General features: G+C 45.5%; 12 protein-coding genes. 11 read left to right on the forward strand and 1 reads right to left on the reverse strand.

All coding sequences use genetic code 11. The annotated features are described in order from the left end of the window. Nucleotides 1-3: 3 nt before the first annotated feature. The 11 genes from E2P86_RS05585 to E2P86_RS05635 all read left to right on the forward strand — a co-directional run bounded on the left by E2P86_RS05585 (nucleotide 4) and on the right by E2P86_RS05635 (nucleotide 18,288). Nucleotides 4-1,992 (forward strand): FG-GAP repeat domain-containing protein, encoded by a 1,989-nt coding sequence (locus E2P86_RS05585; protein WP_166785154.1) that lies wholly within the window; start codon nucleotides 4-6, stop codon nucleotides 1,990-1,992. Nucleotides 1,993-2,030: 38 nt separating this feature from the next. Then, the gene (locus tag E2P86_RS05590; RefSeq protein ID WP_134431421.1) at nucleotides 2,031-3,965 is read left to right on the forward strand and encodes an exo-alpha-sialidase; all 1,935 of its coding nucleotides are present in this window, start codon (nucleotides 2,031-2,033) and stop codon (nucleotides 3,963-3,965) included. A 241-nt stretch (nucleotides 3,966-4,206) separates the two neighbouring features. Beyond that, nucleotides 4,207-4,770, forward strand: coding sequence for an RNA polymerase sigma factor (locus E2P86_RS05595; RefSeq protein WP_240775577.1), 564 nt, complete (start codon nucleotides 4,207-4,209; stop codon nucleotides 4,768-4,770). Nucleotides 4,771-4,935: 165 nt separating this feature from the next. Continuing rightward, the gene (locus E2P86_RS05600) at nucleotides 4,936-6,069 is read left to right on the forward strand and encodes a FecR family protein (RefSeq protein ID WP_134431427.1); all 1,134 of its coding nucleotides are present in this window, start codon (nucleotides 4,936-4,938) and stop codon (nucleotides 6,067-6,069) included. 187 nt (nucleotides 6,070-6,256) lie between these two features. Continuing rightward, nucleotides 6,257-9,661, forward strand: coding sequence for a SusC/RagA family TonB-linked outer membrane protein (locus tag E2P86_RS05605; RefSeq protein WP_240775578.1), 3,405 nt, complete (start codon nucleotides 6,257-6,259; stop codon nucleotides 9,659-9,661). 11 nt (nucleotides 9,662-9,672) lie between these two features. After that, the gene (locus tag E2P86_RS05610; protein ID WP_134431430.1) at nucleotides 9,673-11,526 is read left to right on the forward strand and encodes a RagB/SusD family nutrient uptake outer membrane protein; all 1,854 of its coding nucleotides are present in this window, start codon (nucleotides 9,673-9,675) and stop codon (nucleotides 11,524-11,526) included. Between the two features lie 12 nt (nucleotides 11,527-11,538). Next, nucleotides 11,539-12,429 (forward strand): DUF5017 domain-containing protein, encoded by an 891-nt coding sequence (locus tag E2P86_RS05615; RefSeq protein WP_134431433.1) that lies wholly within the window; start codon nucleotides 11,539-11,541, stop codon nucleotides 12,427-12,429. A 19-nt stretch (nucleotides 12,430-12,448) separates the two neighbouring features. Then, on the forward strand, nucleotides 12,449-13,615 hold the full coding sequence (locus E2P86_RS05620) for a sialidase family protein (RefSeq protein ID WP_134431436.1): 1,167 nt from the start codon (nucleotides 12,449-12,451) through the stop codon (nucleotides 13,613-13,615). A 7-nt stretch (nucleotides 13,616-13,622) separates the two neighbouring features. Next, on the forward strand, nucleotides 13,623-15,041 hold the full coding sequence (locus E2P86_RS05625; protein ID WP_166785155.1) for a sialate O-acetylesterase: 1,419 nt from the start codon (nucleotides 13,623-13,625) through the stop codon (nucleotides 15,039-15,041). Between the two features lie 20 nt (nucleotides 15,042-15,061). Next, a complete protein-coding gene (locus E2P86_RS05630) occupies nucleotides 15,062-17,155 on the forward strand; it encodes a sialidase family protein (protein ID WP_134431442.1) in 2,094 nt (697 codons plus the stop codon). Nucleotides 17,156-17,166: 11 nt separating this feature from the next. Beyond that, complete coding sequence (locus E2P86_RS05635) at nucleotides 17,167-18,288, forward strand: SGNH/GDSL hydrolase family protein (RefSeq protein WP_134431445.1); 1,122 nt, start codon at nucleotides 17,167-17,169, stop codon at nucleotides 18,286-18,288. A 47-nt stretch (nucleotides 18,289-18,335) separates the two neighbouring features. Here the strand turns inward: E2P86_RS05635 and E2P86_RS05640 are convergent, their stop codons facing one another. Further along, entirely contained in the window at nucleotides 18,336-19,199 is an 864-nt protein-coding gene (locus tag E2P86_RS05640) for an AraC family transcriptional regulator (RefSeq protein WP_085473910.1), read from the reverse strand. Nucleotides 19,200-19,300 lie beyond the last annotated feature (101 nt).

Genomic DNA, 19,300 nt, shown 5'->3' on the forward strand with positions numbered 1-19,300 from the left:
GTTATGAAGAAAGCTCTAATTTATGCGCTGTGTCTGGTCGTTTTGATGCTGACCGACACATACGCACAACAGCAGGTAGCGCCACTGCGTTATCCGCAGGATACGGTTACAGATTTTGGATTCGGTTTGGATATCAAGCCCGTTGTATTAGGAAATGGGGATCTCTTGGTGCATATCGCTTTATTGGGCAATGGTTTCTATCGGAGCAAGTTTTTAGGAAGGGCCGAGGATGGATCCTTAATGTATGGACGGCCTGAGCGTGTGGATGAACTCAGTACAGCATATAGTTTGGCGCGGTCTATTGTTATCCAGAACAAGGTGTACTATTTCTTTATGGATATCGCTAAGAAGCAATGGTGGCAGGTGGAATTTGAAAATGAGGACAATTTGAACGTTAAAACGGCGAACCCGATCCTTATAGGTAGCGAGCCGTTGATAGGAGGTGATTTTACTATTGTAAGTAACCGTGAGGGTACATTTTTAGTGAAGTACTCGTATGTCAATGAAGATAAATCATACTGGCCCGGGAAAAGTAATCCCTGGGTATATCCGCCCAATCCATCGATAGGATTTGGGAAAGGCTTCGATGAAAAAGGAGCTTGGTTGGGGGATAAGAATAAGGCGCAGCTGAGCTATGCCGAGGCGATCCAACTTAAGAAATGGCATTTTGGAACCTATAAAAAGGTTCAACTGAACGGCGAACCTTTTACATTGGAGTTTTATCAGAGCCCTTCTAAAATCTATGAAGCCGAACTTTCTTCTGGCAAAGAGCAGCAATTGTTGCTGACTTGGGGGATTGATCGCATGAGTCTGTATGATACCGGTATTATTGATGGGGTATTGCATCTTTTCGAAAAAAAATTGCCCAAAGGGATTCCACCCATTACGCAGGAAATTTATAGTGGAGCCTATGCGACGTCTACTCGACCGCTCTATCCCGATCATAAAGGGCGGTATGGATTTATTCTGGGAGGCAATCCAGGCATACTGGTCGAGTATTACTACCACGCGGGTAAAAAGGAATGGGACATCCGTCCCGTGAAGATGAAGGGCGGTGACCTGCATATACAGACATTGGCTGCCGTGCAATGGGTGGATTGGGATGGAGATGGCGTAGCCGATATTATTGGAGGAGATTCCTCCGGCTTTATCTGGTTTTTCCGTAACAGTGGGACGGCCTCTTCACCCCTATGGGAACCGGCGGTAAAGTTGGAAGCGGACCATCGCATTATTCAACATCAAGCGGGAGAACAGGGGTCGATACAAGGACCTAATGAGCGTCGATGGGGATATGTACAACCTTTGGTCGTGGATTGGGATGGAGATGGCTTGTTGGATATAGTCTGTAATGATGTGACGGGCCAGTACCAATGGTATCAAAATATCGGTAGCGCCCGGGAGCCTAAGCTTGCGCCAATACAAGCCTTACGATATGGGGATCACTCTTTTAAAGGGGCATGGCGTAGTAAACCAGTAACGATCCCGTCTATGTATCTGCCTGCAAAAGAAAAATTAATGCCATTAATAGCGATTAATAGCCAAGGTCTATTGTGCCGCTACGGGCGTACGGGTGGGGATGTTGGCCGTTTGGTGGACGAAGAAATTTTGAGGTGGCAAGATGATGTTCCGATTAAGATCGTCGGTGAGGCTGGGCACGAGGGGCGGGCGACGTTGTCGATCTGCGATATTGATCAAGACGGTAATTGGGATATCTTATTTGGACAGGGGATACATCTCTCTCAGTCCAGAGCGGTGGCCGAAGCAAAGCCTTACGCGACAGCGTACGTGATGCGTAACGTGGGAACCAATGAGCGTCCCGTGTTTGATCGGCCGAAGGCACTGTGCCATGATGGCGATCGCGCCATAAACATGGACCGGCACGGCTGTTGGGTTAGTCCGATCGTGACCCAAGATGGCGCCTTAGAAGAGCTATTGGTAGGGGGCGAAGACGGACGGTTTTATCTGTTTAAAAATATTAAGGTATGTCCATAGGGACACCTTGACACGGATTTATATAATATTTAAAACGTATGAAGATCAAACTTTTTTTTAGCACTTTTCTGTTCGCCTTTCTTCTCCAATCCTGCGAGAGTTTGATGGTGGAGCGCGAGCAGCTCATGATGAAAGCGGATAGCCTAGAGGCTGATTCGTTATGGATTAGCGAAGTGAAATACCAAGCTGCCGAAACGGGAACTTTTCTGGGGAGCCCCAGTCTCCTGCGGTTAGCGAATGGCGATATTTTAGCGTCGCATGATTACAATGGACCGACCTCGAATACCACGGGTGTATACCGGTCTACCGATAATGGTCATAGCTGGACGCACATCACGGACATTGTGGGGTTATTTTGGGCCAATCTTTTTGAACAGGGGGGCAATATCTATTTTTTAGGGACCAATGCGGGGACAGGCGTTACTGCGCGTACCATTGTCCTTTGTCGGTCTACCGATTTGGGCGCGACATGGAGCGCACCGGTAACGTTGTTCGATACAGATATTCCCGGTCAGCCTGTACGCTACCACGGTGCACCAACACCTGTTGTTAAGCATAATGGTCGTTTGTATCGTGCATTTGAAGGACTGGATACCCGTTATAACTGGACGCGTGGATATCGCGCGTTTGTGATTTCGGCCGCCGAGAATGCGGATCTTATGACACCCGCAAACTGGAAGATGAGTACCAAGGTGACCTACAATGAAGGATGGGATCCGCCAGGGTCGGAAGAAACGACAGGCTGGATCGAAGGAAATGCCGTGGTCGATCCGAATGGTGACCTCGTCAATATCATTCGGGTCAACTCCGTACCTTTCATTGACAAGGCAGCTATCATACGGATTAATAGTACGGGCGATACGGCGACATTCACGCCGGATGACTTTATTACCTTTCCTGGTGGGCTACATAAGTTCGTGATACGCAAAGATATCACGACAGGGGTATACTTGGCTATGGTTAATAACAATACCAACGCCAGCTATCCACAGCAGCGCAATATTCTGTCGCTCTATATGTCGACCAATCTTCGGCAATGGCATCATGTTAAGACATTAATGGAAGACGACCAAGGGCTCTCATTTTCGGTGTCTGTTGCCAAGACTGGCTTTCAGTACCCCGATTGGCAGTTTGATGGCGATGATCTTATTTATTTGGTTCGTACTTCGTATGCCGGTGCATATAATTATCATAACGCCAACCGGATTACGTTCGGAAGGTTGAAAAATTTTAGGTCTTTCATCACTGCGCCTACCGATACCGCTCGATTTGGTCCGACCGAAATCGTGCCGGCTAGTTCATTGGGAAGCGTCGGGTATGTTCGCTCCGGGAATTACCCGACACAGGAGGTGTATACCACCGTCAGAGCGGGCGATGGCAACGTGTGGCTCCGCCAGAATCTGGGGGCAGATTGGATCGCTAGAAGTATCGCCGATGCCCAGAGTTTCGGAAACCTTTATCAGTGGGGGAGGCATACGGATGGGCATCAGCTGCGCACTTCAGTTCTAGCGACACCCCCAACTCCGAATAATCCCTCCGGACTTACATTGCTGCACCATGCTCCTTTTTATGGCGGAAGTACTGTCTGGTGGAATACGGGTACATCGACCGATCAGTGGACTGCTTCCACATCGGCTGGAATCGCTTCGAATAAGGGATGTGATCCCTGTCGACAGCTCGGGGCACAGTGGAGACTTCCGACGGCTATAGAATGGCAGCAGCTGATTGTATCGGAGCAGATCAGTAATTCAGCTACCGCATGGGCTTCCAGCTTGAAGATGCCCAAAGCCGGATATCGTTTAGGGAGCAATGGAACCTTATATTATTCCAATGGTCGTTACTGGAGTAGCACCCCGCACGCCACGGTGGTAGGGGCGGCCGTGGCCATCCATTTTACCGATACGGATATCAATACATCGCTTGCACTTTCTCGTTCGGGAGGCTTAAGCATCCGGTGTATTCGTAAACCGTAATAAAGAATCCCCGACACACCATCTCCCCGGTCGTGTGTCGGGGATTCTATCTAAATACAGCCGTTCTCCTAACGATGCTGCTATATGTCAAGATGTTAGAGTATTTTGATAATATTTTGTAGAAAAATACGTGATGTTTTAGGCATATTTGCGTACCAATAATAAACAAAGAGCTGGATACCGAGGGATACATACTGTAAATCTCAGGTAGCACATTGTTTATTAGATAGACCTTATACTTTTGGAACTTAATGTAACGGATATAGAACTTGTGAGACTATTGAGGAATGGTGACCACGATGCTTTGGAGCGTATCTATAAGCGGTATCACCACGTCCTTTATAGCCATGCCTACCGTAGACTGCCGGATCGGGAAGAGGTGCGGGATATCTTGCATGAAATATTCATTAGTCTTTGGCAAAATAGAGATACCTTTTTCATCACTTCGAGTCTCTCTGCCTATCTCTACGCTGCGGTGCGAAGTAGGGTGCTCAATGTGGTCCGTAACCAAAAGGTACGGGACAGCTATGCCCAATCCCTACAGGCTTTTATGGATGAGGGAGTGGAAGTCACAGAAACAAAGTTTCGGGAAAAGGAATTGATTCGCCTGGTAGAGCAGGAGGTACGTGCACTACCGACACAGATGCGTATTATTTTTGAGATGAGTAGGTTTCAGGAACGCTCACACAAAGAGGTTGCCGAGGAACTCAATATCAGCCCGCAGACTGTTCGCACGCAAGTTCGGAATGCACTCCGCATACTCCGCGTAAAATTAGGAGACAATATATTCACCTTGTTTTTCTAACACCTTACATTTTTTTATTTTTTTTCGCACCCATCTACCCCCTCCCCATAAGGTTGCGTGTCTTATCAATAAACGGGGAAACTAACCAATCATCAATGTACAGCCATCCTCGTATGATATCGGGTATTAAATGAGGTAGCATTTACTTTAAAACATTTTATATTAATGAAAAATGCAAAAGAAATTTTGGATAGATACAATGCTGGAACGGCGACAGCGGAAGAGATAGCTATTGTGGAGAGTTGGTATCTCAAGTACAAAACACCACCCTCGGATCTCCTTGTTTCGGATTTACTGGAGGAAGAAGAAATGGGCTTACAACGCTTACGAGCGGCCACCGCCAAGAAAAGACATATCCGCCTCTGGAAACCGATCGCTGCGGCAGCCATTTTGCTGCTTGGCGTAGGTTGGTGGGCGCTCCATAAATTTGATAGGGAACCTGCAGCGGCAACGGAGATGCTGGCGGGGGGCGAGTCGGCTATCTTGACATTGGCCGACGGAAAAAAGATCGCTTTATCGACCGAAAATATCGGGAAGTTGTTACAGGACGAATCCGTTCAGATTCAACAATCTGCGGAAGGGGAGTTAGTATACACGCTATCAGAAAAGGAGCAGGCACATAGTCCATCCAGCTTTAATACAATTGAAACACCGAAAGGCGTGCAATATAAAATCGTTTTGCCCGATAGAAGTGTGGTATACCTGAGTGCATTGTCGCGGTTGCGCTACCCCGTTGGTTTTTCAAAAGAGGAACGAAAAGTGGAGCTAACGGGACAGGCTCATTTTGAGGTGTCGACCATAGGTGCTGAGGGGCACAAGACACCGTTTGTGGTGCAGGCGGGGCAACAGGTTATTGAGGTGCTGGGAACGCAGTTTAATGTCTGCGCTTATGCGGGCGATGGGTTTATAGAGACAGCCCTACTTGAAGGGAAGGTGAAAGTTTCCGTAAAAGGAAGCAGAAAAGAGGTATTTCTAAAACCGGGACAGTTGGCGCGACAAGACATCGGTACCCAAAAACTAACGGTAGAGGAAGTCGACGTAAATGACTTACAGGCCTGGAAAGAAGGATATTTTATATTCAACAACGAGAATATAAAGGATATCATGCGCAAATTATCGAGATGGTATGGGTTTGAAGTTGAGTTCGTAGGCCCTATGAATGATATTTCCTTTCAAGGAAATTACCAACGTACTCGGGATGTGAGATATCTACTCAAGACGTTAGAACTTTCTAATAACGTTCATTTTGAATTTATTGAATCGAAGAATGAAAGGAGGGTTGTGGTAACGAGAAAGTAGCGGTGCAGATCGCTAAAAAAGAAGAGCAGGAGTGTTCGCACCACTTCTGCTCTCTTATCGACATGAGGCCGATAAAAAGATTAATTAACATAGTATCAAAACGTTAAAAAACTTCATTCAAATGTATAAAAAAATAACTGTATGGCAATATGGTATACCGCATTGCTTTTTAAAAATACTTATCATTATGAAGCTTAGCCTTTTTCTTTTGCTGGTTACGTTCTTTCAGGTCAGCGCGCTGACCTATGGACAGAAGGTAAGTGTACGGGTTACGAAGGTGCCATTGAAAACAGTTTTATATGAACTGTCTAAACAAACAAACTACAATTTCATCGCTGATGCGGATTTATCTGCTAAAGTGGGGCCTATTTCGATGAATGTAAAAAACATGGAGTGGAACCATGTTGTCGAAAAGTGCTTTACGGGAATACCGCTAAAAATAGTGTTGAACAAGGAGGATAAGATGGTCTTTATCCAAGCAGCACCGGTAGCTAAAGCAGCCTATAACGACAAGGAAAAATCTACGCAACAGCTTACCGTGGCAGGAAGGGTTAGTACGCCTGAGGGCATCGCTATGCCGGGGGTAAGCGTGGCTACGACAAATGCCACGAAGAAAGCTTTTACCGATAAACAAGGTAATTATAGCATCGCCGTCAGCCCGACGGATACCCTGGTGTATTCCTTTATCGGCTATGTGAGACAGATTCAGGTGGTACAGGGACGAACCAAGATTGATGTATCCCTGAAGATGGCGGAGGAAAAGATTGAAGATGTGGTCGTCATCGGTTACGGCGAGGTCAAAAAGGCGGATATCACGGGGGCAATCGGATCGGTGGATGTCAAAGCTATGCAGAAGGCGCCTGTCGCTACTTTCGATCAGGCATTGGCGGGGCGTGTAGCTGGGGTGCAGGTGTCTGGAAATGATGGACAGCCGGGATCTGTTAACAACATTGTGATTCGGGGTGCCAATTCCTTGACGCAGGATAACTCCCCGCTGTATGTGGTAGATGGTTTCCCTATTGAGGCCTTCAACGAAAGCCCGGTTAGCCCATCTGATATTGAGTCGATCCAAGTGCTGAAAGATGCTTCGGCAACTTCTATTTATGGATCTAGAGGGGCTAATGGGGTAATTATCATTACCACCAAGCAGGGCACAAAATCGACTCCGGTTATTGCCGTCAATTCGTACTACGGGATTCAAGCGGTCAATAAAAAACTGGACGTGTTGTCTCCCTACGAATTTGTGAAATACCAACAGGAACTCAACCCCACGACGACGGAACGTTTGTACCTGGATGGAAGAACATTGGAGGATTATAAGAACCTGCCTGGGGTTGATATGCAAGGGGCATTATTTCGGAGAGCTCCTATGTGGAATAATGATATTTCTTTTCGAGGTGGTAGTCAGAATACCCAGTATTCTGTTTTTGCCAATATCCTGAAATCAGACGGGGTGATCCTTAATTCGGGATTTAATCGGGCACAGGGTAAGTTTACCTTGAGCCAGCAGCTCAAAAAGAATATAAAGGCATATGTCAATGCTAGTTATACAAAGACCACAACATCGGGATCGATTGTATCGGATCCTACGGGGGGTATACCGAGCTTGAGTTTAATCTATAGCGCATTGGGTTATAGACCGATTTCTGGTTTTGACGATGTGGATTTGATGGATGAGTTCTTTGACCCAGCTGTCATTACGGAAACGCCGACAGATTACCGCGTGAACCCGATTATATCTGTGCAGAATGAGTTAAATGAACGTATTCTGGGAAGTACCATTATTAATGGATATCTGGATTTTAAACTGACGGAGCACTTACTCCTTAAATTGAGGGGAGGGATAGTTTCTAATAATCTTAATACGAGCACATTGTATAACTCGAAGACACAGATTGGATCACCGAATTATCCGACATCTAAGGGGACAACGGGAAGTGTGTTTGAGCGGAAGATGGATAATTGGCTTAATGAGAATACATTGACCTACAACAGGAAGATTGGAAAGCACAGGTTTGATGCGCTTGCTGGCTTTACCTTGCAGGAGAACCGATTAGGCTACTCCGGGTACACGGCAAGTTTCATACAAAACGAAGAGTTGGGGATCGATGGTATTGATTTAAGTACATCTATCGTGCCGGAGACCTATCACAAGGAGTGGAGCTTAGCCTCCTTTTTGGGAAGGGTAAATTATGATTATGCAAGCAAATACCTGTTTACTGCCAGCTTTAGATCGGATGGTTCGTCGAAATTTAAAGGAGCCAATAAGTGGGGATATTTTCCTTCGGGGGCTTTCTCATGGAAGATGAACAAGGAAGCCTTTATGCAAAATATGAAGGCGATATCGGAATCGAAGCTACGTGTCAGTTACGGTACAACAGGAAATAATCGGGTGGATGAATATGCAACCTATTCTGGTATAACCTTTCCGTATGGAAGTTATTATTCGTTTAACAATGGTTCCCCAGATAAAGGTGCGTCCTTGCTTACGAGTGCTGGTGTAGCTGATTTGCGCTGGGAAACGACAGCCCAGTTTAATGTAGGTTACGATTTGGGCTTATACCAAGATAGGGTGCGTTTTACATTTGATTATTATGATAAAAGAACGAACGACCTGTTGTTGAATGCCAACCTACCGTATACAACGGGCTATCTGGTGGCGTTTCAGAATATAGGTAGTGTAAGGAATCGAGGATTGGAATTCAGCTTGGAGACCACCAATATCAAGGGGAAGAATTTCAGATGGAGTAGCGCATTCAATATTAGTTTTAACCGCAATAAAATCCTAAAACTTCAACCCGGACAAAGCTATAGGCTGCAAACGGTGAGTTTTGTAGGGGATTTTGCGAATGTTGCCCCTTATATTGCGAAAGTAGGTCAGCCTATGGGGATGCTCTATGGTGCCAGTTTCGACCGCTTGTACCAATACGAAGACTTTAATCAGTTGGCAAATGGCACCTATGTACTGCGGCCTGAAGTTCCCGACAATGGGCGTGCGCGCAATACCATACAGCCTGGAGATATGAAGTTTAACGACCTGAACAACGATGGAACAATCAATACAGATGATTATACGGTCATCGGAAATGGTAATCCGCTCCATATCGGTGGTTTTGCGAATGATTTCTCGTACAAGAACTTCGATTTAAGTGTATTTCTACAATGGTCGTATGGTAATGATATCTTAAATGGCAACAAGCTGTATTTTGAACAGAATACCTATAATCTGTACAATTTCAATTTGTACTCCACGGTAGAGAATAGATGGACGCCGGAGAATCAAAATACAACCATCCCACGGGTGGGTGGGCTACCGCCTCGTATATACCACTCGAACATTGTGGAGGATGGTTCCTTCCTGCGGTTAAAGACGGTGTCTTTGGGCTATACATTCTCCGATACGTTTTTGAAATCTCGTAAAATAAGAAGCGCAAGAATTTACCTTTCAGGACAGAACCTATTGACGTTTACCAAATATAGTGGATCTGACCCTGAAGTATCTGTACGGAATTCGGCACTGACGCCAGGCTTTGACTGGTCTGCATATCCAAGGGCTAGAACCATGACAATGGGAATCGATGTGTCATTTTAAAGGTGTAAAACATGAAAAAGATAATCATATTTTTAGCAATACTAGCGTGTTCAGGTTGTAAGGATTTTTTGGAAAAAGTACCAACAGACTTTACCAGCCCTGAAAGTTATTTTAATACGGAAAAGGATCTAGAAACAGCATTGGTAGGTGTCTATGATATTTTGGGACACGAGTATGTGTATGGCAAGTGGTACCAATTTCAGATTTCGGTGGGTACCGATGAGAGTTACATGACGGGGGTACAACCTGCGGGCTCGTTGAACACCTATCAGCATGAGCCATCCAATATATACCTCACAAATTTATGGCGCTACATCTATAGCGGTATAGAACGCGCCAACCAGCTGATTGCACATATCGATAAGCCTAAGATGGATGAAGGGAAGAGAAAGCAGATCCTGGGCGAGGTGCTTTTCCTTCGGTCGTATTACTATTTTATTCTGGTAACACATTTTGGTGATGTACCCCTGAAATTGGAACCGACTTCTTCCATTAACAACACGGATATCAAACGTTCCGATATGCGAATCGTATACGAACAGATCGTCACTGATATGAAGCGTGCCGAAACATATTTAGAAGGACAAACGGCGGCAAAGGTGGGATTCGGTGGCCGGGTAACGCTGTCGGCAGTGCGCGGTATACTGGCGCGCGTTTACCTCCATATGGCAGGTTTCCCGCTTCGAGATACCGATAAATATAAGGAGGTAATCGCCTATACACAGAAGGTGATCAATTCGGGTGAACATGAACTGAATCCAAGCTTTGAACAGATCTTTATTAATTATGCGCAGGATAAGTATGATGTGAAGGAGTCGATCTGGGAGGTTGAATTCTGGGGCAATAGAACGGGGAATGCCTTTATGGAAACGGGACAGATAGGCACGATAAGTGGTCCTTTTGCGAACGATGTGACGATCGGTAAGAGCACAGGATCTGTTAAGACAACAGGTTTGCTATTTAAAGCGTATGAAGAAGAAACAGGTAGCGCTGGTACGTTAAAATACTCGCCAGACTTAAGGCGGGACTGGACCTGTGTGCAATATACGTTTGGCACGGCGGTAAGCAACCCGGACTGGAACAAAACAGCGAGTGTAGGTATATACAATATGGATTTAGGGAAATGGCGACGTGAATTCGAGACGCTAACGCCTAAGCATAGCACATTTACGCCGCAGAACTTTCCATTATTGCGGTACTCGGATATTTTGTTGATGTATGCGGAAGCTGAAAATGAGGTGAATGGGGTGACGGAGGAGGCGAAAGTGGCCATTAACTTGGTGCGAAAAAGAGCGTATGGAAAACTATTGAATGGATCTGTTTTAAAACGGATAGCGGTGACAAATGGTGGTAGTGGTTATGTTACGGCAACACCTCCCAAAGTGATTATCTCAGGTGGCGGTGGTGCGAATGCGGAGGCTATTGCTATTGTCGCATCTGGCCGGGTAACGGAGGTTATTATTACCCGGGCAGGGAAGGGCTTTACGGCGGTGCCAACGATTTCTTTCGCAGCCGCGAGTGGATCGGGAGCTGTGGCGCAGGCTACACTTGTTAATCCGGCCCTGGTGAATGCCGACTTATCGGCACAGCATACGGCTTCCAAAGATGCCTTCCGATCGGCTATTCAAAAAGAGCGTATGCGGGAGTTTGCTGGTGAAAATTTACGTAGGCAGGATTTGATCCGCTGGGGTAAATTGATGGAATTTTTACAGGTGGCGGCCAAGGATATCGTGGACTTTGCGCCTGCAAATAGAAAATATACCGCACAGGCTGGCGACAATGTGGCCGATAGGGATGTGCTACTCCCAATTCCGGCGTATGAGATGAATCTAAATAAACTGTTAACACAGAACCCAGGCTGGTAAATCTGATAAACCATGAGAAATAAAATAATATATGTTGTATGGCTTTGTTGTGGTCTGAGTGCTTGCAACAAACTGGAGATAAAACCGGTAGACTTTAACGTATCCTTGGATAAGAACACCTATAAAGTAGGGGATACGGTACGATTTAATTTTAGTGGCGAGCCGGATTACCTCCTGTTTTACTCGGGAGAGAAGGGGGCAAAGTATGAATTCAGGGATCGGGTAGTTACAGCGACGGGAAATCCATTATTGAGTTTTACATCGTTGAAAACGGGTGCGGCAGCTGCCAAATTGCAGGTGTTGATATCAACGGACTTTAGTGGGGGCTATGATAAAAATACCGTCAGTATGGCTAAATGGGATGACCTTTCTTCGTTAGCGGTGTTTTCTACGGGAGCCGATAATACGGCATCAGGTCCTATTACCTTACAGAAATACATGGAAACCAAGCGGCCGGTGTACCTAGCTTTTAGAAGCTACAAACCCAATGACGGTAGTACCCAAAGCTACAACCATACGATAAGGACGTTAAGCATCAAGCTGGAATCCTCGGAGGGGAATACCTATGAAGTTAACCCAGGTGTCAACCTGCAGGGATGGAAGAATGTGGAATTTTCGACAGACAATATACCTTGGATTGTTAATAGCTCGAACCAATTGGTACTTAACAATAGTACGCCTGTCGGTGAAAATGAGGAATGGGCCATCTCGGGTGCCATACATTTGGATCGCGTGGTGCCCGATAGACCAAAGAGCTTAAAGAGTATAACCATGGTTATGCCAAAGCAATTGGAGCATGTGTTTAAGGAAAAGGGGACGTTTAAGGTAGCTTTTGTGGCTTTCAACCAGTCGATAGACCAGAAGGAAGAGGTTGTTAAAGAATTGAACATCATCATTGATTAAAAGAATAAGGATTTAGATCATGAATAAAATATTGACCTTGTGTCTGTTGTTTTTTGTATTCCAGGTGCACGCCCAATACCTGGAATCGGGTGCGCCTTTACCTGGTGTCGTGGTAGCACATGTGCCTAAGAGTTCGGGCAGTTACCTCGGAACACCGAGTGTCGTGATACTCGCGAATGGAGATTATCTCGCTTCGTTTGATTTTTTTGGTCCGCAATGTTCTTCCGATAAGGTACATGTGTACCGATCGGCGGATAAGGGGAAGACCTGGCATTTTTTGACGGAGCTGGCGGATACTTTTTGGGGCGGATTATTTGTTGTGGATACGGATGTGTATGTACTGGGCGTACGTGGATCAGACCGCAATCTATCGATCAGAAAGTCTACTGATTCGGGTAAAAGTTGGTCGCCACATGCTATTTTAAGAGCAGGTCGCTTTCATGGTTCTTCTACCCCGGTAGTTTTTCATAACGGTAAAATTTATAAAGGCTACGATCATCTTGGGGTCGAAGATAAAAGTAAAGCCTGGATGTCGGAAAATAAGTCGTTCATTATGTGGGCGGACGAAAATGCAGACCTGTTGAAACCTGACAGCTGGAACTACAGTGAAGAAATAGCTAAACCTAAACAAATAGATGGTACCGGTTGGCTGGAAACGAATGCTGTACTGGGGTTAGATGGGTCGATACGAGGTATTACGCGCATCGCGAACGAATCGGGCTATATCGCTGGTCACTATGCTGTAGATGATAAAGGCGCTATTGTAAACGGTTCGGTGAAGGCGATTCCATTCTTAGGCGGAGCCACGAAGTTTAATGTGATGTGGGATCCCAAAACTAAAAAATATTGGTCCTTAACGAATTACCCGTCGGAAATGGTACGAAAGCCAAAGATGCGTGCAGGAGGAATGCGTAGCGTGCTCGCTTTGGTTTCTTCGCCCGATCTAGAGAATTGGACGGTCGATAAAATTGTGATGGCCAGTACGGATGTTAAATACCATGGTTTTCAATATGTGGATTGGCAGTTTGATGGCAAGGATATCATTCTCATGAATCGGGTCGGTTTTTCGGATGAATTTGGCGAAGCAGATAATGCACATAATTCGAACTACATTATTTTTCAACGGATCCGGAATTATAAGAAGAGTAAGACCACAAAGGAGTTATTACGGTTTGTCAATAAATAGAAAGAACATGCGAAAATATATGATATTGCTCGTTCTTTTGACGAGCGCATTAACAGGTTTTTCAAAAATTGAGCTTGGTACCCAGTTTTCGGATAACATGGTCTTGCAGCAGTCTGCCAAGATCAAAATAGCGGGTAAAACATCAACCGTTGGAAAAGTGACAGTCACCACAGGCTGGGGGAAAACCTATAAAGCGACCGCTGATAAGCAGGGGAAATTTACGGTTACAATCGAGACCCCAAAGGCGGGTGGCCCCTACGATATTAATCTGGATGACGGCGAACAAACGGTTTTAAAAAATATACTTATTGGCGAAGTTTGGTTGGCTGTAGGTCAGTCGAATATGGTGATGCCTGTCAAAGGGTTTGATGCAAAGCAGCTTGTTGTGAATCGACAGGAGATGGAGCAACATGCCTCGAAGCTACCCCCCATTCGTTTTCTTACCTTAGAATCGCCTCCTTCGGAAGAGGTTAGCGATCTGGTTTTAGGAAAGTGGGTTGCCGCCGATGCGCAGTCGGTAGCAAATTTCAGCGCCGTAGCCTACGAATTTGCCCGTACGTTACAGGAGGAATTAAAGGTGCCTGTGGGGATTATCGTTGCGGCAAATTCGGGGACAAGGATTGAGTCTTGGATGAGTAAAGGTAGCCTGGAGTCGATAGCGGATAAGTTCCTGGATTTGGATAGACCTTTTCAGAAAAATAGTGCTGCAGCCATGTACAATGCAATGATCGCCCCATTGCTAGGGTATCAAATCAAAGGTTTTTTATGGTATCAAGGCGAGGCGAATAGAATGTCGCCAGGTGCTTACCTGAAACAGTTTCCTGCGATGCTCGATGACTGGCGGAAATCTTGGGGCGGCAAAGACCTGCCTTTTTATACGGTAGAGATCGCTCCGTTTCCGTATCCCACGGACAAAGACAAGGCTTATATAGCGGCTTTTTTTAGGGAAAATCAAAGAAAGCTGTCCCGTACGCTGGCGCAGGTAGGAATTGTATCGACAGTGGATGTCGGTTCTTCCACTACGGTACATCCACCGGATAAAACGAAGGTGGGCACGCGCTTGGCCTTGTTGGCTTTAGGGCAGACCTATGGTTTTAAGGAACGCTATCAGGAATCGGTCTACAAAGGATACAGTACCGATGGGGATAAAATATCGATTACTTTTTCGGGTAATAATAGGTTACAGCTGCTCGGCGATACGCTTCAGGATATGGAGATTGCTGGGGAAGATCAGGTCTTTCATCCCGCGAACGCAACGTTGCAGGGGGATAGATTACTGGTATGGTCTGCTGCTGTTGCGCATCCTAAATCAGTACGATATTGTTTCAAGGCATACAGCGTGGGAAACCTCTTCACGGAACATGGGTTGCCAGTTCCACCTTTCCGAACGGATAATTGGAGTATCATTCAGAAAAAAACACCTTAACCTCAATAAACGATTTACACATGAAAAACTCAAGCAGAATATTCAAGGCTTTGCTCTACGCTGTTCTATTGCTTACAGCGGGTACAGGTTGTAACAAAATGCTAATCGAGCGTTCGGCGTTCATGGCGGTTCAGAATTTTAGTAATGTGCCCGGAACGGTGGTGGTCCATAGTCCCAAATCTTCGGGTGTCTATAGAGGGACGCCAAGTATTGCGAAATTACCGAATGGTGATATTATTACGTCAAATGATGTCTTTGGAACGGGTATTTCCAATCGCACCGATATCTTTCGTTCGACGGATAACGGGGCTTCGTGGGACAGTATATCCTCCGTGAATGGCGCCGTATGGTCGGGGTTGTTTTACCATCAGAATAAACTGTATTTACTCGGTGCTAATACCAGTGGAGGCGCTAATCTGGTCATCCGGGGTTCGGACGACGGTGGGGTCACCTGGTCGAGCCCAACGATTATTGTATCTGGCGCGTGCCACGGTTCATCGACCCCCGTCTTATTTGCAAATGGACGCATTTATAAGGCGTATGAATTTCACGATACGGACTTGAATGGCAAGTGGATGTCGGGTAATAAAGCGTATATCGTATCGGCTCCTATGGGCGCAGATCTATTGAACTCAGCGAGTTGGACGCAGTCGGCAAAGTTGGAAAAACCCGCTTGGCTGGATGGTACAGGCTGGCTAGAAGGGAATGCGGTGATCGGGCTTGATGGAAAGATTAAATGTATTACTCGGTTGGCATCGATGGATGGCGCACATGCAGGCTATTATTCGCTGTCATCAAATACCCAGATTGAAGCGGGTTCGGCAAAAAAGATCCCATTTTTTGGGGGCGCATCAAAATTCAATATCAGGTATGATTCGCTTTCGCAAAAATATTGGTCACTGGCTAATTATGTTCCAAAGGAGTTTAAAGCAGGCAATAGATCGGCGGGAGGAATCAGGAATGTCCTGGCTTTGACCTGCTCGGACGACTTAGAATCATGGCAAGTTAAAGCAATCGTATTGGCGGATGATGATGTAGAGAACGTAGGCTTTCAATATGTGGATTGGATCTTTGACGGCAATGATATCTTATTTGTATCGCGTACCTCATACGAGGATGGCTTTGGTGGAGCGGATAACTTTCACAATGCTAATTTCATGACGTTTCATCGGATTTCAGGGTATGCATCGGCAACGACACCCATGAACTGGGCGCATCTATTGCCTGACAATGGTTGGGATGGTGGCGTAAAGGAATTTGATGCCTCGGGTGCGCTTGGGAGCAACGCTGCTAACCCTATTTTAATAGGTGAACCGGGCGAAATAGCGTACCTCGCGGAGCAGGTTTATCAAGGGAATTCGTTTGCCGGTAAGTATTTTAAACTGACCGCAGACATCGATTTGAACGGATATAATTTTATGCCGATCGGTTGGTATATCACGACGACGAACAACCGCCCTTTTAGTGGTCATTTTGATGGTGGAGGTTTTAAGGTGAAGCAGCTTATCATCAATCGGAATGATAATTCCCAAACCTCTAATGGCTTGTTTGGCTATGTAAAAGACGGCACGATAAAGCGGTTAGGGATAGACAGCACCAGTCAAATATTTGTCGGTGGTGCTTCTGCCGGATTGGTTGCCCAAGGAAACAACGTAACCCTAAGTGACAGCTACAATAAGGCGGCCATATTTGGAACATCTCAGGTGGGGGGACTATTGGGCTATGGTGTGGGAACTAACGTGATAACGAATTGCTACAACACGGGAAGCTTGATGCTCAGCACCACCACCAGTACAAATAAGTACATCGGCGGACTATCGGGCTATTTTAAGTTTGGAAGTATCAGTAGTAGCTATAATGTAGGAAGCGTATCTTCTACACTCACGGGGTTGACAACTATGGGAGGTATCGCTGGAGTAAGTGGCCCAACGGTAACACATGCTTTCTTTCTGTTAGGTAGTGTGGGCGTGAATAATGGTGTGGGTACAGGGCTTGCTGCCAGCAGTTTGAAAAGTGCGACGACTATAAGCACGCTAAATAACGGTGGAAGCAGTTGGAAGGCCGATGCTTTACTACATAACCATGGTTTTCCGGTCTTGTCTTGGCAGCCTTAATAGGAATTGGTATGAAAGCAAATGTGATACGGTTATTGGTTTTAGGTTTCGTGATGATGCATGTATCTGCGCAGGTCTTTAGCCAAGACTTTAACCGGTTCAACTGGGTATCTGTCGGGGAGGATGCGACCTTGAGATTGCAAGGGAAACTGGATGATGCATCGCTTAGAGCTAGTTTATATCGGTTGCCGGCTTCCGTTAAAGATGTGGTGCGAAAGGAAGTATGGAATCTATCAAGAAATCCAGCCGGTGTTTACCTCGACTTTTATACGGAGGCAGATACGGTGGCTTTTGCCTACCGATGTGAACAAAATATAAATTTGAAGCACATGAGTGCAATCGGTATTTCAGGTATAGATGTATATGCTAAATTGAAGGACAATCGCTGGGTTTGGGTAAAAACGAAGTATATCACTTTGAATAACGACGATGTGAAGGTGGTGATGGAGGGACTTGATGTCAAAGACCTGGCGTACTATCGCCTCTATTTTCCGCTGTACAATACGGTGGCAGATTTTAAGATCGGACTGAATAGGCCGGTCGATTTGATCTCGCTGGAGCATAAGGGTAAGCCCATCGTGGTTTATGGTACCTCTATCGCACAGGGCGCATCGGCCTCGAGGGCGGGAATGTCTTGGGCGGCTTTGTTGGGCCGGCAGGTGGAGATGCCGGTGGTTAATTTGGGCTTTTCTGCAAACGGTAGATTGGAGAAAGAGGTTGTAGATGTAATCGCGAAGCAGGAAGCCTCGCTTTATATCATCGATTGCCTTCCAAATCTGGTTGCTTTTACGGATGAAGAGGTACGGCAAAGATTGTTGTATGCTTGGCAGACGTTACGGAAGTCTCATCCGCAAACTCCGATAATATTTGCAGAGCATGCAGATGCGACGATAAATCTGTTGAATACAGATTCGCAAAGGGCGTACGAGCGCGTGAATCGGAATCTAAATAGATTTATAGCGGAAAATATAACAGGTAAGGATGCCCATGTCCATCTGGTCACCGCGCGGTCTATCGGTCTAGATATCGACGATACAGCAGATGGTATACATCCCTCGGATCGAGGAATGAAGAAATATACCGATGCCTATGATCAGGTGATACGGAAATTAAGAATACATATAATCAACTAGACGCGAACGCACTACTGGTAAAAAGGTAGTGCGTTTTTTTATATGGATCAATTGGCCAGTAGATAATCTTTTTTAAAGGAACTGGGGGTACTCGCCTTAAATCGTTTAAAGTGACGGTAAAAATTAGAGGTGTTCTCAAACCCACTTTCTTCAGCAATTGCACCAGCTTTCATGTTGGTATTGATGAGCAATCGACAAGCGTGATTGATGCGGATTTCGGTGAGAAAATCGTAATAGGATTTCTGTGTCAGATTTTTAAAAAAACGACAGAACGATGTGACGCTGAGGTTACTGAGTTCGGCCATTTTTTCCAAGGTGATGTTCTTTTCGAAATTATTAAACGTATACGTGAAAATTTTATTGGCCCGGTCGCCATCAAAGTTATGGGACGCCGACAGCGCATAGTCGGGTGAGATCACTTCATAATCGCTATTGTTACTCAGTAAATCGAATATTTTTAGTAAGTACACGATTTTGTTGATGCCGGTGGACTCGGTCATCTTATTCATCAATTTAACAATTTTACGCTTAGATTCTCCTTGAATGATTAATCCCTGGCGTGCCAGCGTCAATAGCTTTTGCACTTTTATAGTTTCTGGGAGATTCAAAAAATTATGCCCCAAGGATTCTGGGTGAAAATGTAAAACTAAGGCTTCGACATAGTACTCACTATCGGATTTCAGGTTGCACTTCCAGGTATGTGGAATATTGCTCCCCAGTAAGATAAGCTCATCTTTTTCAAAATTGGATATGTTTTCCCCGATAAACCGGATGCCCTCGCCTTTGATGAGATAATGCAGCTCTATTTCGGGGTGGTAATGCCAGATCGTACCGAAATGTGGCAATACATCATGTCGGATTTTAAACGTGTGATCACTGGTCTTTGGAACTTGATGAAATTTGGCTTTCATAATTGGTATACCTTGTTTTCTTACTAAAGTTCTGAAAATGATATGACATAATCAACTTTATGATAACATGTTAGAATAGTTAGCTAAATTCTTAAACAATT

Origin of the sequence: Sphingobacterium psychroaquaticum (assembly GCF_004421025.1) — a bacterium.
GTDB lineage: Bacteria > Bacteroidota > Bacteroidia > Sphingobacteriales > Sphingobacteriaceae > Sphingobacterium > Sphingobacterium psychroaquaticum.

Bases quoted from the DNA above. Each gene is read 5' to 3' on its own strand.
- E2P86_RS05585 (WP_166785154.1), top strand. From the start codon at position 4: ATGAAGAAAGCTCTAATTTATGCGCTGTGTCTGGTCGTTTTGATGCTG.
- E2P86_RS05590 (WP_134431421.1), top strand. From the start codon at position 2,031: ATGAAGATCAAACTTTTTTTTAGCACTTTTCTGTTCGCCTTTCTTCTC.
- E2P86_RS05600 (WP_134431427.1), top strand. From the start codon at position 4,936: ATGAAAAATGCAAAAGAAATTTTGGATAGATACAATGCTGGAACGGCG.
- E2P86_RS05605 (WP_240775578.1), top strand. From the start codon at position 6,257: ATGAAGCTTAGCCTTTTTCTTTTGCTGGTTACGTTCTTTCAGGTCAGC.
- E2P86_RS05610 (WP_134431430.1), top strand. From the start codon at position 9,673: ATGAAAAAGATAATCATATTTTTAGCAATACTAGCGTGTTCAGGTTGT.
- E2P86_RS05615 (WP_134431433.1), top strand. From the start codon at position 11,539: ATGAGAAATAAAATAATATATGTTGTATGGCTTTGTTGTGGTCTGAGT.
- E2P86_RS05620 (WP_134431436.1), top strand. From the start codon at position 12,449: ATGAATAAAATATTGACCTTGTGTCTGTTGTTTTTTGTATTCCAGGTG.
- E2P86_RS05625 (WP_166785155.1), top strand. From the start codon at position 13,623: ATGCGAAAATATATGATATTGCTCGTTCTTTTGACGAGCGCATTAACA.
- E2P86_RS05630 (WP_134431442.1), top strand. From the start codon at position 15,062: ATGAAAAACTCAAGCAGAATATTCAAGGCTTTGCTCTACGCTGTTCTA.
- E2P86_RS05635 (WP_134431445.1), top strand. From the start codon at position 17,167: ATGAAAGCAAATGTGATACGGTTATTGGTTTTAGGTTTCGTGATGATG.
- E2P86_RS05640 (WP_085473910.1), bottom strand. From the start codon at position 19,199: ATGAAAGCCAAATTTCATCAAGTTCCAAAGACCAGTGATCACACGTTT.